This is a genomic window from Flavobacterium ammonificans (assembly GCF_020886115.1).
Taxonomy (GTDB): domain Bacteria; phylum Bacteroidota; class Bacteroidia; order Flavobacteriales; family Flavobacteriaceae; genus Flavobacterium; species Flavobacterium ammonificans.
This window is the reverse complement of sequence record NZ_AP025185.1, coordinates 493,206-507,738: the sequence shown is the minus strand read 5'-3', so window position 1 is coordinate 507,738 and position 14,533 is coordinate 493,206. Positions and strand designations below refer to the sequence as shown.

The window sequence follows — 14,533 nt, the reverse complement described above, 5'->3', positions numbered from 1 at the left end:
CAGGGCTAGGGCGTTGCAATAAAAAAGAAAAAATATAGTTTAAGTTATAAATACAATATAAACCCCATTTATTATGATCAAAAAAATTTCCATCGGATTGTTAGTATTGGCGCTAAGCACCTCTTGTGTGTCTAAAAAAATCTATACCGATTTAGAAAGTAAATACACTGATTTAAAAAAAGAAAACAGAACGCTTGCTGACGAAAATGCCGCTTTAGCGAAAGCTAAAAATCAATTGGAATTAGATGGTGCAGCTCTAAAAACAGATTTAGATCAACTTAGAGCAGATCACACTAAACTGAAAGCAGAGCACGAAGCAAATCTTGATAAGTACAAAGCGTTAGAAGAGTCTTACGCGGCGCTCGAAAAAAACAGCAATGAATCGTTAGAAAGCAACATGAAGAAAAATCGTGAATTGCTGGATGAGTTGGACGAAAAAGCAAAAGCATTAGCGTTAGAGCAAGAGAAATTAAGCAAAAATGCCCAACGTTTGCAAGAACTAGAAGATATGATTGCAGCTAAAGAAGCGAGCATGAAAAAACTAAAAGAAACCTTGTCTAAAGCGCTAAATAGTTTTGAAGGTAAAGGATTGACTGTAGAACAAAAAAACGGAAAAGTATACGTTTCTATGGAAAACAAATTATTGTTTAGTTCTGGAAGTTGGGCAGTAAGTTCAGAAGGAAAAAAAGCAGTAGTTGAATTAGGGAAAGTGTTAGGGGATAATCCTGATATTGCTGTCTTAATTGAAGGACATACAGATGATGATGCCTTTACCGCATCAGGGCCTATAGGTGATAACTGGGATTTATCAACTAAAAGAGCTACTTCAATTGTAGGTATTTTGAGCGAAAACAAAACAATAAACAAACAAAACTTAACAGCTGCAGGTAGAGGAGAATTCTCTCCATTAGCGAGTAATGAAACAGCGGAAGGAAAAGCTAAAAACCGTCGTATCGAAATTATTTTAACGCCAAGATTAGATGCTATTGCAGAAATGTTGAATGAGATAAATTAAGTATTTACCGCAGATTCGAAAATTTATTACAAAAAAAGCCCAACATTATGTTGGGCTTTTTTGTGGACTATACATCCATTTCAATCATTAAGTTTACAAATTATATTCATTTTGAAATTGAACCTGACTTTTGCCATTCCTTTGTATATTTGTTTTTCAAAAAAAGCAACGTAAATCATGAAATATACCACCATTCCTAATACCGAAATCAAAGTCAGTAAAATATGTTTAGGCACCATGACTTTTGGCGAGCAAAATTCAGAAGCAGAAGGTCACGCCCAAATGGATTATGCTTTAGAACAAGGGGTAAACTTTTTTGACACTGCCGAGATGTATTCGGTGCCAGGACGCCAAGAAACGTATGGTAGCACAGAACGCATTATTGGGACTTGGTTCAAGAAAACAGGAAAACGTGATCAAGTCGTTTTGGCTACAAAAATTGCGGGACCGAATCCTGCCTTTACCTATATGCGTGAAAAAGTTGATTTTTCGCCAGAGAGTATTCAGTATGCGTTGGATCAAAGTTTACAACGCTTACAAACGGATTATGTCGATATTTATCAATTGCATTGGCCAGAACGCAAAGCGAATTTCTTTGGGCAACGCGGATTTAAAGCGCAAGACGATGCTTGGGAAGATAACATTCACGAGGTGTTAACAAGCTTAGAAGGTTTTGTCAAACAAGGAAAAATCAAACATATTGGATTGTCTAATGAGACACCTTGGGGTTTGATGCGCTTCTTGGAAGAACACAAATACCACAATTTACCAAAAATCAAAACAGTCCAAAACCCCTATTCTTTATTGAATCGCTCTTTTGAAGTAGGAAATGCTGAGGTATGTTTACGCGAAAAGGTAGGCTTGTTGGCGTATTCTCCAATGGCTTTCGGACTTTTATCAGGCAAATTTTTGAATGGACAACAACATCCTACTTCAAGATTAGCATTGTTTCCTCAAATGGCACGTTATAGTAGTCCACAATCAGCAGAAGCCACTCGCTTGTACAACGAAATTGCCCAACAAAACGGATTGACTTTAACACAATTGGCTTTAGCATTTATTGAACAACAACCATTTGTAACGAGCACTATTATTGGCGCCACCACGATGGAACAATTAAAAGAAAATATCGACACAATTCAAGTAAAACTTTCTGACGAAGTATTGAAAGCGATTGATGGAATTCAAGCAATTATTCCTGATCCAGCACCTTAGTTTCGAGGGTCGATCGTAATTAAATTATTTATCGCAGATTCGCAGATTTTTCAATATAAAATCTGTGAATCTGCGGTTTAATTTTTCTAAATAATTTAAAATTGTTACATTTTAAAATCAATCAATTGTTACATTGAAAATTCGTAAATCATATATTTACTTATTCCTCATCCGTTTCCAAAAACTCAAAATCAAAGTCTTCTTTTGGAGGAATAGAATCGATAGCGATACCAGTGGTATCTTGCGCTTTGCGAATCGTTAAAAACGAACGCGCATTTCCGGAAAGCGAAACGCTATAAGGGTTGATACTATCACTACTAGTTAAAATACCGCGGCGCAACATCAAATTACTCAAATACCGTTGGTTTTTCAAAGCAAACCCTTTCAGATTTCCTTGATCGTCAAACTGATACATGAATTTCTTTGGACTAGGAATAATAGTAGCCAAGTACAAACATTCGTTAAAGGTTAAATCAGCAGGATTTTTTTGGAAATAAAAGCGACTCGCCTCGCCAATTCCGTATACGTCTGGACCCCATTCGATAATATTGAAATAGACTTCTAGCATACGTTCTTTGCTAACAATTCGGTTATTTTCCAAAATGTAAACCAACAGGATTTCTTCCAATTTTCGAGATAATGTTTTCTCACGAGTCAAGAACACATTTTTGATCAACTGCATACTAATCGTACTGCCTCCTCGAGAGAATTTTCGCGTCTTAATATTTTTGATAATCGATTGTTTGAATGCCTCCGTTATAAATCCGCGGTGTCTAAAGAAAGAAGGATCTTCGGTGGTTAATACGCATTTTTTTAAGTACGGAGAAATTTGATCCAAAGGTGTATAATCAGGATTTGAAGGCCCCACAAAAACAGGTCGTTGACGTACATTTTTAATAATGGCACGGTACTCAAATTCGCCATTCATTTTACTTAAATTGGCTTGACCAAAACGGTAAATACGTAAATTTTCTTTATTCAATTTACTGTCAAAAACAATAGTTTCAGGTTTGTTTTTGTTGAACATAAAGTCCAGTTTATAATCAAAATTACCACTGGCCAGCATGCCTTGCACATTAGTAAATAAACCATCAGGAAGTGATGTAATGAAATCTTGTGCCGGCATTTTCGCGATGCGAATGTTCATTTTATAAACGGTATCTTCTTCTGTTTCGTAGGCCAAATAAGGTTGAATTTTTATTTTGTTCAATTGAACAGATGAACTACTATCCACCGAAATAAAATCTTCGCCAAGCAGCAAACGATAATCAAATCGGGCATTGCGAATAATTACATCTTTGCTTGCAATTTTAGGATGATTGACTTTTAAATTGGCAATCGAAGAGTATCCATCAATATGGAATTCATCCCCATCACTTTCTATATTTTCAACGTTTAAACGAATAGAATCAAAACTAGAAATTAGATTAAAACGCTCATCAAAATAAGGCACTTTTATTGGTCCGCCATCCATATTGAAAAATTGAATATCGGCTGTGCGGTATCTTGGATCAGCTTCTCCGGCAATGCGCCAACGTTGTGCAAAAGTGTTGGTCTTTACATAAATGACACTTTCCAAATCGCCACCATCCAAAACTAATTTCTTGATGTCAATAGTGGCTTTTTTCCCGTTGTCGTCTAATTTGAAAACCAGATTTTTGATATCCATATCCGAAGGAACCAAATTCAACAAGCGAAAAATGATTCGTTTAGCTAAAGCGGCATAATCTCTTTTTTCAGTGCTAACTTCTTGAGTTTTGTTCTTTTTCAAAAAAGCATCAAAGTTGCGAACATTGCCTTTTTTTATTAATTGAACCAAACCATTTTGGATTTCCAAAGTACCTAATTGCACATCGCCAATAAGCAAATGCCAAAAACTTATGCTAGTTTTCATTTTTTGGATTCGGAATAAAGTGTCGGCATTTTTGGGAGCTAAAACCACATCGATTATATTCACAGCTGAAATTCCGTCAAAAGTGGCTGTTTTTATAGTAAACTTACTATCGAAATCACGTTCCATTTTCACGGCAACTTTTTCTAAAGTAATTTTTAAAATTTCGTCTCTGAAATAATAAAATGTAGCTAAACTGGAAGCGAATAAAACTAAAAGAACTCCTAGAGTAATTGCTATTTTCTTCTTGTTGAATCTCATAAAAATGTCAAATAATTGAAGTGGTAAAGAAAGTAAAAAAAAGCGAATTTTTCGGGTGAAATTAAAAGCGGTAGCAATTCTTTGGAGTAATACAAAAATCCAAACGAATGTCTTTTTCAAAAACGTCAGTTATGGTGTTTTCGGCTTCAAAAAAAGAAAGTCCAATTTTGATAGTTTCGGATTGGCATTCTGCTAAAAATTGATCGTAAAATCCTTTGCCATAACCCACCCGATTTCCTTTAGTGTCGAAAGCTAACAGTGGCACAAAAACGACTTGAATTTTAGATGATGGTACTTCAATTCCGTCTACAGGTTCTGGGATATTATATTCGTTTTTCTTTATTTTGGTATTGTCCGTTAATAGAAAATGGGTCATTTTTCGCGTTGTAAAATCGGATTTCGAAATCACAATTTCTTTGTCTTTTCCAGAAAGCAAGTGGAGTAAGAATTCGGTATTGACTTCTTTTTGTTCCTCAATAGGTAAGAAAACATGGAAATAAGTTTTATCCCAAATATCAAGTGCCAATACGCTATTGGCAATAGCCAAACTTTTTTCTTCGATTTCGGTTTCTGAAAGATTTTTGCGTAAGGCTTTGTATTGTGTGCGTAATTCGGTTTTTGTCATTGCATGAAAAATAGAAGTTAAAAGTAGCATTAATTTTCGCGCTGCAAAAGAAAACCGCTGATTTTGATTTGCAAGAATGTTATTTGTAAATTTGAAAACAATTCGAGCCAATACAAAATGACGCCACCAAGCATTGCTTTACAAATACAAACCCTGCCGGACAATCCGGGTGTCTACCAATACTACGATAAGGACGGGAAGATTTTGTATGTGGGCAAAGCCAAAAATCTAAAAAAAAGAGTTTCTTCTTATTTTAATAAAATTCACGATACTGCCAAGACGAACGTTTTAGTCAAGAAAATTGTAACCATCAAACACATCGTTGTTCCTACCGAAACCGATGCGCTTTTGCTGGAAAATAATTTAATTAAAACCTTGCAACCGCGTTATAATGTGTTGTTGCGAGATGACAAAAGTTACCCTTGGTTGTGCATTAAAAAAGAACCTTTTTCTCGTATTTTTTCTACCCGAAGAATGGTCAAAGACGGTTCGGAATATTTTGGACCCTATACTAGTTTCAAGACCGTGCATACCATTTTGGATTTGATTAAAGAATTGTATCCGTTGCGCACTTGTAATTACGATTTGAGTGCCAATAATATCGAAAGCGGCAAGTTCAAAGTCTGTTTAGAATATCATATTGGTAACTGTAAAGGCCCTTGTGAAGGCTACGAAACGATTGCCGAATACCAGAAACAAGTCGATGCAATTCGCGAAATTCTCAAAGGTAATTTCAAAGAAAGCATGAAAGACTTTAAACGCTTGATGGTTGAACTAGCGCAAGAAATGCGTTTTGAAGAAGCCCAAAAAATCAAAGAAAAAATAGAAGTCCTCGAAAATTACCAGTCGCGCTCTACGATTATCAATCCGAAAATTACCAATATTGATGTGTTTTCGATTGTTTCTGACGAAAGTGCTGCCTATGTCAACTTTTTGCAAATTTCTCATGGTTCGATTATTCGTTCCCATACGATGGAAATCAAAAAGAAATTGGAAGAAACCGACGAAGAATTGTTGGAATTAGCCATTATCGAATTGCGAGAGCGTTTCCAGTTGTTGTCCAAAGAAGTCATCGTTCCTTTTGAAGTTGATTTGGGAGAAAATATTAAAATTACCGTTCCTCAATTGGGCGACAAAAAACAAATATTAGATTTATCTATTCGTAACGCCAAGTTCTACCGAATTGAGCAGTTGAAACAATTACAAATTGTTGATCCAGATCGCCACGTGAACCGAATTATGGCACAGATGCAAAAAGATTTGCGTCTGCCTGTAGAGCCACGCCACATTGAATGTTTTGATAACTCCAATATTCAGGGAACGAATCCTGTTTCGGCATGTGTGGTTTTCAAAGACGGCAAACCAAGCAAGAAAGACTACCGTCACTTCAACATTAAAACGGTCGAAGGACCGAATGACTTTGCCTCCATGGAAGAGGTGGTCTACAGAAGGTATAAGCGTCTTTTGGACGAAAACCAACCCTTGCCTCAATTGATTATTATTGACGGAGGAAAAGGGCAATTGTCTTCGGCATTGAAAAGTATTGATGATTTAGGTTTAAGAGGAAAAATTACTATTATTGGAATTGCCAAACGCTTAGAAGAGTTGTTTTATCCCGGCGATTCGATTCCGCTCTACCTCGATAAAAAGTCTGAAACGCTCAAAGTAATTCAGCAATTGCGTAACGAGGCCCACCGTTTTGGGATTACTCATCACCGTGATAAGCGAAGTAAGGCGGCTCTCAATTCGTCCATAGAATCTATCCCAGGCATTGGCGAGAAAACGATGACCACTCTAATTCAGCACTTTAAAAGTGTTAAAAGATTAAAATTAGCCACCGAAAAAGAAATTTCTGAGGTGGTAGGGTTGTCAAAAGCCAAAAAAATTACCGACTTTTACACTACCAAATAATTTTTATGAGCCTATCCCAGCTGTCCGTTCCAAGTCCTCTTTCAAAATTCTTTTTTTCTAAGGAAAAAAAAGGAGCTTCTATTGGCGCTCTTTTTTTTCAAGAAAAAAGAGGATTTTTTCTGTCGGAGCTTTCCTCTTCCATCTGGGGCTTAGTAGTTGCGGTAGTATTCGTATGTAGTTTTCAAAACACGTTTGCGCAAGAGCAAAAGCGACCAAAAATAGGATTAGTACTGAGCGGGGGTGGTGCCAAAGGATTTGCGCATATTGGTGTTTTAAAAGTAATTGAGGAGGCGGGAGTCAAAATTGATTATATTGGCGGAACCAGTATGGGTGCCGTAATTGGGGGCTTGTATGCTTCTGGTTACAATGCTACCCAAATCGACTCTATTTTTCAAACCACTAATTTCGATGAGTTATTAAACGATTACATACCCAGATCATCCAAGAGTTTTTATGAAAAAAGAAACGACGATTTATATGCAATAGTGTTGCCGTTTAATCAATTTAAAGTTGGAATTCCTACAGCCTTGTCCAAGGGATTATACAACTATAATTTATTAAGCAGGATTACTCGTAACGTAAGACATATTAAAGATTTTAATAATTTACCCATACCCTTTATATGTATCGCTACTAATATTGAAACAGGTAAGCAAGTGCTGCTTAACAAAGGAAATCTCCCTCACGCTATGTTGGCAAGTGCCGCATTTCCTTCCCTTTTCTCGCCGGTAGAAATTAATGGAGAGTTATTGGTTGATGGCGGTGTCGTAAATAATTATCCAATCGATGAGGTAAGAAATCTGGGAGCTGATATAGTCATTGGTGTTGATGTCCAAGACGATTTATGGGACAAATCACAGTTAAAAAACGCCACCAAAATTTTAGTTCAAATCAATAATTTGCATTCGATAGAGAAAATGAAAAGCAAAATTCTAGACACGGATGTATATGTAAATCCTGACATTAAGAATTTTGGAGTCATTTCATTTGATAAAGGGAAAGAGATCATTAGAAGAGGAGAAGAGGCCGCTTTTTCTGTTTATGAAAAAATAAAGGCTTTGGCCGACCCAAATTCAACGTATAAAAAGCCCAAATTAAAAATTGAGCAAGATCGATTGGATCTTATTCATGTAAAGAGTAATCCTTTGAGTCGTTTTACAGATGATTACATATTAGGTAAATTAAAATTTAAACCAGGTCAGCGGTTTGATTATTCAGTTTTGCAATCAGGGATCAACACGATACATGCGTCGGAGAATTTCAATGCAATCAGTTACTCTTTTGAAAAAGATGACAAAGGAGAAAGTCTTCACTTGAATTTAATTGAAAACCCTACGAAAACCTATTTGAAATTAGGATTGCATTATGACGACTTATTTAAAAGTGGGGTTTTACTAAATATTACCAATAAAAACACTTTTTTTAAGAATGATTTGGCCTCCATTGACCTAGTTTTAGGAGATAATTTTAGGTATAATTTGGATTACTATATTGACAATGGATTTAATTTTAGCTTTGGCTTTAATTCGCAATTGAACCAATTCAACAAAAATATTTCACCGAATATCACAGAACGCTTGTTGAATCCTAATGGTTATAATACAATAAATGTTGATTTTTTAGATTTAACTACGCAGGCGTATTTACAAAAAGGATTATCTCAAAGTTTTTTGGTTGGAGCAGGTGTTGAGTTAAAGTATTTACACATTAATTCTCCAACCTTATCCAATATTTATATAGATAAAAGTAGTTATTGGAGTGCTTTTGGGCATTTGAAATTCGACTCTTTTGACAAGAAAATTTTCCCAACCAAAGGTTGGTATTTAACAGCCGATTTTCAATCTTACCTATTTTCATCCGACTACAATAATAATTTTAAACCTTTTTCTATTGTAAAAGCTAATTTTGAAAGAGCCGTTAAATTGAGCAATAAAGTAGCTGTAAAATTTCAAGGGGACGCAGGTTTGCCAATAGGAAATGAAGGAATTTCATTCTTTAATTTTGTTTTAGGAGGTTATGGATTTAATAACATCAATAATTTTAAACCTTTTTATGGATATGATTTTTTAAGCATTGCCGCTAATAGCTACATTAAGTTAGCTAGTACAATTGATGTTGAATTTTACAGAAAAAACCACCTTAATTTTTCTGCCAATTATGCCAATCTAGGAAAGAATTTATTTCAATCAACAGATTGGATTTCGCTACCTAAATATTCAGGCTATGCAGTAGGTTATGGATTAGAAACCATAATTGGTCCAATCGAAGTAAAATATTCATGGTCTCCTGAAAATTCGAGAGGATTTACATGGTTTAGTGTCGGTTTTTGGTTTTAAATGATGTTTTTTCGCAAAAAAAGCCTCTTTTTCATGTTAATTTTTGAATAATTTTCATCGAAACAGCAGATTATAATTATTATATTCATTAAAAAAGACAATTATTTTTTCACAAAATAAAAAAATAAGCGTTTTCAAACTTTAAATTGATAAAACTTCTGTTAAAGTAAAATTTAACCAAAATAATATAGTAGACATAATTTAAATTTGTATCAGAAAAAACCGAAGGGGTGGTTTCCTTTGCGTTTTTTATATAAATTTCATAATTTATAGTTTTTTGGTTAGTTAATAGCACAAAAACTCAGTCAATATTTGACTGGGTTTTTTTGTTTTGATACATTTGATATTTATAATCATTTTTTAGGCTAATTATTAACCTGTAACTTCACTATGAGAAAAGCAATTCTTTGCTTACTACTATTGACCACATTTGGTTTTGACAATCCAAAAGAAAGTTCCTTTGGTGTTGGGGAATGGTTTAAATTCCGAATTCATTATGGTTTTGTAAATGCAGGTTATGCAACATTAGAAGTTAAAGAAGCCGTGCTTCATAACGAAAAAGTGTTTCATCTTATTGGCAAAGGACAAACTACTGGAATTTCTCGTTTTTTTTTCAAAGTAGACGATTTGTATGAAAGTTATATTGATGAAAAGACCTATGTTCCCTATCAATTTTTAAGAAAAATTAATGAAGGCGGCTACACTAAAAATCAAGAAGGTTTTTTTACGCCTCAGCAAAATAAGATTACTGTAAAAGACTACAAACACAAAACAGAGAAAACTTTTGCGATACCAAAAAACACTCAAGATATTTTATCCGCGTTTTATTATTTGCGAAATTTTGCCACTATAGATGACATAAAGCCAGGAGAATACATTGCAATTGATATGTTTTTTGATGAAGAAACTACAAAGTTTAAGTTAAAATTTATTGGTCGAGAAAATATTAAAACTAAATTTGGCACCGTTGCTTCCATGATTTTTAAACCCTATGTTTTTTCAGGCAGAGTTTTCAAAGAACAGGAAAGCGTTACAGTTTGGATTTCAGATGACGATAATAAAATTCCTTTGCGAATTCAAGCTAATTTAGTTGTAGGTTCAATAAAAGCAGATTTAGAATCCTACAAAGGCTTACGATTCCCATTAAAAAAACGAACATGACATTAGATAAAAATAAATCGGAAACAGTATTAGATGCTATTGATTCAAAGTACCAAGCACTACATCAAAAAACCGAAACGCATCTTGAAGGATTACTTTGGTCAAAGCCAATGACCTATTGGGATTATATCCAAACAGATGCATTGTTGAGTTTACAAACGCAACGCACCACACTCCCTGATGAAATGGTTTTTATCATGTATCATCAGGTGAATGAATTGATTTTTAAAATGATTTTGTGGGAGATGCGTCAAATTTCCTATTCTGAAAATTTAACCACCGCTTTTTTCACAGAACGGTTACAGCGCATTAGCCGTTATTTTGAAATGTTAACTACCTCCTTTCAAATTATGGAAAACGGAATGGAAGTGGAACAATATATGAAGTTTAGGAATACACTAACTCCAGCAAGTGGTTTTCAAAGTGCGCAATACCGACTCATTGAGTTTTGCTCAACGGATTTAATCAACTTAATTGATTATCGTTTTAGAGCTTCAATTGACAGATCGACTTCGTATGAATATGCATTTGAGCATTTGTATTGGCAAGCAGCTGGAAAAGATTATACTACCGGGAAAAAGTCATTCCTTTTAGAAGAATTTGAACGAAAATACAAGCCCGTATTTTTGAGTCATATGCAAGAATACAACACTATTAATATTTGGCAAAAATTCCAACAACTTCCTTTAGAAGATCAAAAAAATCAAGCTTTGATTGACGCAATGCGCCATTTAGACTATACTGTTAACATCACTTGGGTCATGCAACATTTAAATGTAGCTATTAAATACATTGATAATAGTGGCATAGGCGATGGAGCGGCAACGGGTGGAAGCGATTGGAAAAAATACATGCATCCAAAATACCAACGAAGAATCTTTTTTCCTGAATTATGGTCGGCTGAGGAATTAACTCATTGGGGTGAATCTGAAAAAATGTAGTGTATGACAATCAAAAAAACCACCTTTTTTCTTTCTTTTTTCCTACTTGTACTAGTGTTTTCTTGTGATAAAAAACAAGAGAGTATTGAGGATGTGCAGGAACAAAAGAAAATTAAAAAAAGTGAGTTTGGTTTTGTGTATTCCGAATTCAATGTGGTTCATGATACGATTAAAAACGGAGATACATTTGGGAGCATCATTGAAAAGCAAAATATTGGCAACAAAAAAGTGTACGATATTATTGCAAAAGTTAAAGACACCTTTGATGTCCGAATTATGCGCTACAATAAGCCGTATGTGCTACTTCGATCTAAACACAAAAAAAATAAATTACAAGTTTTTATTTACCAACCTGACGCAGTAAATTACTACGTGGTAGACCTGCGTGACTCATCAGTTGTGGCGTATAAAAAAACGAAACCAATTACAATTAAAAGGAGAACCATTGGCGGGGTGTTAAAGAGTTCGCTGTCTGAAACTCTTCAAAGTGCCAAAGTAGAAGGATCTTTAGCTAGTAAAATAACCAAAATATATGCCTGGTCTATTGATTTTTTCAAATTAAAAAAAGGCGATCGTTTTGCACTCACTTTTACCGAAAGATATATTAACGATTCCATTTATGATGGAGTAGATAGTTTGCAAGCCGCTTTTTTTGAATACAAAGGCAAGATTGTATATGCTTTTCCTTTTGCAACTTCTTCATCAGGGAAAATTGAATATTATGATGATGAAGGAAAAACACTGAAAAATTTCTTTCTAAAAACCCCAATCAAGTTTAGCCGAATTACCTCTAGATACAGTTCGAACCGATTGCATCCTGTTCAAGGAATTTGGAAAGCTCATAAAGGAACTGATTATGCAGCGCCACACGGAACACCAATAACGACTACTGCCGCAGGAATTGTCGAGCAAACTGGATATACCACAGGAAATGGAAATTTTGTAAAAGTGAAACACAACGGCACTTTCTCTACACAATACTTACATATGTCTAAAATTTTAGTTCGTAGGGGTCAATATGTAACTCAAGGGCAAATTATAGGCAAAGTGGGAAGTACGGGACTAGCTACTGGACCACATGTTTGTTATCGATTCTGGAAAAATGGCGTTCAAGTAGATGCACTGCGTTTAAAATTACCTACAGGCGAGTCTATGGTAGGCGCTTCTAAAACACGCTTCCTAAAACAAATTGAACCGCTCAAAAGAGAGTTGGATAGTGTGGCCAATTTATAAATCACACTTTTGAACTGAAAAATGTGATAGGATTTGAGTACAAGTTGTATTCAAACTAATTTCAGTATTTTTGCTCCGAAAATAAAAACAATTACCTAAACAATGGCTTTACAAACAATCAACCCAACTCAAACTGCTGCTTGGGCAAAATTGCAACAACATTATAATGCAATCGCATCGACTACAATGCAAGAATTATTCCAATTAGATGATTCACGTGTAGCTAAATTCAACTTGAAGTGGAATGATTTTCTTTTGGATTATTCTAAAAATAGAATTAATGAAGAAACAATGTCTTTGTTATTGGAATTAGCCAATCAAGTTGGTCTTAAAGAAGCGATAACTGCTTATTTTGGAGGAGAGTTGATCAATCAAACAGAGAATAGAGCGGTGCTTCATACGGCTTTGCGTGCCAAAGAATCGGCAGTAATTAAGGTTGATGGTCAAAACGTAATGCCTGAGGTCTATGCGGTTAAAAATAAAATCAAAGCCTTTACCAATGAGGTGGTTTCAGGTCAGCGAAAAGGATTTACAGGCAAAGCGTTTACAGATATAGTTAATATTGGTATTGGGGGTTCTGATTTAGGACCTGCAATGGCAGTAGAGGCCTTACAGTTTTATAAAAATCATTTGAATGTTCATTTTCTTTCCAACGTGGATGGAGATCATGTCAATGAAATCATCAAAAAAATAAATCCGGAAACCACTTTATTTGTCATAGTTTCTAAAACGTTTACGACTCAAGAAACCTTAACTAATTCAGAAACCATTAAAGAATGGTTTTTGAAATCAGCCAAACAAGAAGATGTAGCCAAACATTTCGTAGCGGTTTCTACTAATTTAGATAAAGTAACAGGGTTTGGAATTAATCCAGACAATGTTTTTCCAATGTGGGACTGGGTTGGTGGTCGTTTTTCATTGTGGAGTGCGGTAGGCCTTTCTATTAGTTTAGCTATTGGATTTGAAAACTACAATGCCTTGTTAAGCGGTGCTAATGAAATGGACGAACATTTCAAGACAACTGATTTTGATCAAAATATTCCTGTAACCCTAGCTTTATTGAGCGTTTGGTACAATAATTTCTTTGGCGCTGAAAGCGAAGCTTTGATTCCGTACACGCAGTATTTACAAAAATTAGCGCCTTATTTACAACAAGGAACAATGGAAAGTAATGGTAAAAGTGTGGGTCGCGATGGTGAACCGGTTAATTATCAAACTGGAACTATTATTTGGGGAGAACCCGGAACCAACTCGCAACACGCCTTTTTTCAATTGATTCACCAAGGTACAAAAGTAATCCCGGCTGATTTTATTGGATTTGTGAAACCATTATATGGAGACGATAATCACCATGATAAATTGATGTCGAACTTTTTTGCACAGACAGAAGCCTTGTTGCATGGCAAAACCGAATCTCAAGTGCAAGCTGAATTTGACAAACAAGGTTTGTCTCCTGAAAAAGCATCGACATTGTTACCTTTCAAAGTATTTGAAGGAAATAAGCCAACTAATTCTTTATTAATTCAAAAATTAACGCCGCAGTCGTTAGGTTCTCTAATTGCGATGTACGAACATAAAATATTTGTGCAAGGAATCATTTGGAATATCTTTAGTTTTGACCAATGGGGAGTAGAATTAGGAAAACAATTAGCGAATTCTATTCTGGATGAAATCAATAGTAAAACAATAAATAACCACGATAGTTCTACATCATTTCTTTTGAATCATTTTTTGAAAAACAAGTAAACTATATTTTTTAGATTATAAAAGCGATTGGAATCTTCCAATCGCTTTTTTGTTACAGAGCAGATTTCTATCTTCTTGTTTTTGCTTAAGTTATAAAAAACTCAAAAATTTGGACTCATCAATCGCACTAAAATCAATAATTGTTCAAAAAAACTCGAAATTGTTTATTTTTTTTAACGTTGTCTTAACGTATAAAGC

10 protein-coding genes are annotated in these 14,533 nt (G+C 34.8%); 8 read left to right on the top strand and 2 right to left on the bottom strand.

Annotation, left to right across the window (positions count from 1 at the left end):
• The first annotated feature begins 73 nt into the window (after positions 1–73).
• Together LPC20_RS02235 and LPC20_RS02230 are read left to right on the top strand one after the other, a co-directional pair.
• Positions 74–1,015 carry an OmpA/MotB family protein gene (locus LPC20_RS02235; RefSeq protein WP_229326071.1) on the top strand — a complete coding sequence of 314 codons (942 nt, stop codon included), beginning with the start codon at positions 74–76 and terminating at the stop codon, positions 1,013–1,015.
• Positions 1,016–1,192: 177 nt separating this feature from the next.
• Positions 1,193–2,230: an NADP(H)-dependent aldo-keto reductase gene (locus LPC20_RS02230; protein ID WP_229326069.1), complete on the top strand. Its 1,038-nt coding sequence runs from the start codon at positions 1,193–1,195 to the stop codon at positions 2,228–2,230.
• 160 nt (positions 2,231–2,390) lie between these two features.
• Here LPC20_RS02230 and LPC20_RS02225 read toward each other — a convergent pair whose 3' ends face one another.
• Both LPC20_RS02225 and LPC20_RS02220 read right to left on the bottom strand, forming a co-directional pair.
• Complete coding sequence (locus LPC20_RS02225; protein ID WP_229326067.1) at positions 2,391–4,382, bottom strand: transglycosylase domain-containing protein; 1,992 nt, start codon at positions 4,380–4,382, stop codon at positions 2,391–2,393.
• A 61-nt stretch (positions 4,383–4,443) separates the two neighbouring features.
• A complete protein-coding gene (locus LPC20_RS02220; protein WP_229326065.1) occupies positions 4,444–5,007 on the bottom strand; it encodes a 5-formyltetrahydrofolate cyclo-ligase in 564 nt (187 codons plus the stop codon).
• A 117-nt stretch (positions 5,008–5,124) separates the two neighbouring features.
• Here LPC20_RS02220 and uvrC point away from each other — a divergent pair, with 117 nt between their 5' ends.
• The 6 genes from uvrC to pgi all read left to right on the top strand — a co-directional run bounded on the left by uvrC (position 5,125) and on the right by pgi (position 14,335).
• Positions 5,125–6,918, top strand: coding sequence for an excinuclease ABC subunit UvrC (uvrC, locus tag LPC20_RS02215; protein ID WP_229326063.1), 1,794 nt, complete (start codon positions 5,125–5,127; stop codon positions 6,916–6,918).
• A 5-nt stretch (positions 6,919–6,923) separates the two neighbouring features.
• Entirely contained in the window at positions 6,924–9,254 is a 2,331-nt protein-coding gene (locus LPC20_RS02210; RefSeq protein ID WP_229326062.1) for a patatin-like phospholipase family protein, read from the top strand.
• A 390-nt stretch (positions 9,255–9,644) separates the two neighbouring features.
• Positions 9,645–10,415 carry a DUF3108 domain-containing protein gene (locus LPC20_RS02205; RefSeq protein ID WP_229326060.1) on the top strand — a complete coding sequence of 257 codons (771 nt, stop codon included), beginning with the start codon at positions 9,645–9,647 and terminating at the stop codon, positions 10,413–10,415.
• Positions 10,412–11,356 (top strand): tryptophan 2,3-dioxygenase family protein, encoded by a 945-nt coding sequence (locus tag LPC20_RS02200; RefSeq protein ID WP_229326058.1) that lies wholly within the window; start codon positions 10,412–10,414, stop codon positions 11,354–11,356. Before LPC20_RS02205 ends, LPC20_RS02200 begins: the two co-directional genes overlap by 4 nt.
• A gap of 3 nt (positions 11,357–11,359) precedes the next feature.
• A complete protein-coding gene (locus LPC20_RS02195; RefSeq protein ID WP_229326056.1) occupies positions 11,360–12,589 on the top strand; it encodes a M23 family metallopeptidase in 1,230 nt (409 codons plus the stop codon).
• A 102-nt stretch (positions 12,590–12,691) separates the two neighbouring features.
• Positions 12,692–14,335: a glucose-6-phosphate isomerase gene (gene pgi, locus LPC20_RS02190; RefSeq protein ID WP_229326054.1), complete on the top strand. Its 1,644-nt coding sequence runs from the start codon at positions 12,692–12,694 to the stop codon at positions 14,333–14,335.
• The last annotated feature ends 198 nt before the right edge of the window (positions 14,336–14,533 follow it).

Excerpts from the sequence above, each read along its gene's own strand:
- LPC20_RS02235 (WP_229326071.1), top strand. The coding sequence starts at position 74 with ATGATCAAAAAAATTTCCATCGGATTGTTAGTATTGGCGCTAAGCACC.
- LPC20_RS02230 (WP_229326069.1), top strand. The coding sequence starts at position 1,193 with ATGAAATATACCACCATTCCTAATACCGAAATCAAAGTCAGTAAAATA.
- LPC20_RS02225 (WP_229326067.1), bottom strand. The coding sequence starts at position 4,382 with ATGAGATTCAACAAGAAGAAAATAGCAATTACTCTAGGAGTTCTTTTA.
- LPC20_RS02220 (WP_229326065.1), bottom strand. The coding sequence starts at position 5,007 with ATGACAAAAACCGAATTACGCACACAATACAAAGCCTTACGCAAAAAT.
- uvrC (WP_229326063.1), top strand. The coding sequence starts at position 5,125 with ATGACGCCACCAAGCATTGCTTTACAAATACAAACCCTGCCGGACAAT.
- LPC20_RS02210 (WP_229326062.1), top strand. The coding sequence starts at position 6,924 with ATGAGCCTATCCCAGCTGTCCGTTCCAAGTCCTCTTTCAAAATTCTTT.
- LPC20_RS02205 (WP_229326060.1), top strand. The coding sequence starts at position 9,645 with ATGAGAAAAGCAATTCTTTGCTTACTACTATTGACCACATTTGGTTTT.
- LPC20_RS02200 (WP_229326058.1), top strand. The coding sequence starts at position 10,412 with ATGACATTAGATAAAAATAAATCGGAAACAGTATTAGATGCTATTGAT.
- LPC20_RS02195 (WP_229326056.1), top strand. The coding sequence starts at position 11,360 with ATGACAATCAAAAAAACCACCTTTTTTCTTTCTTTTTTCCTACTTGTA.
- pgi (WP_229326054.1), top strand. The coding sequence starts at position 12,692 with ATGGCTTTACAAACAATCAACCCAACTCAAACTGCTGCTTGGGCAAAA.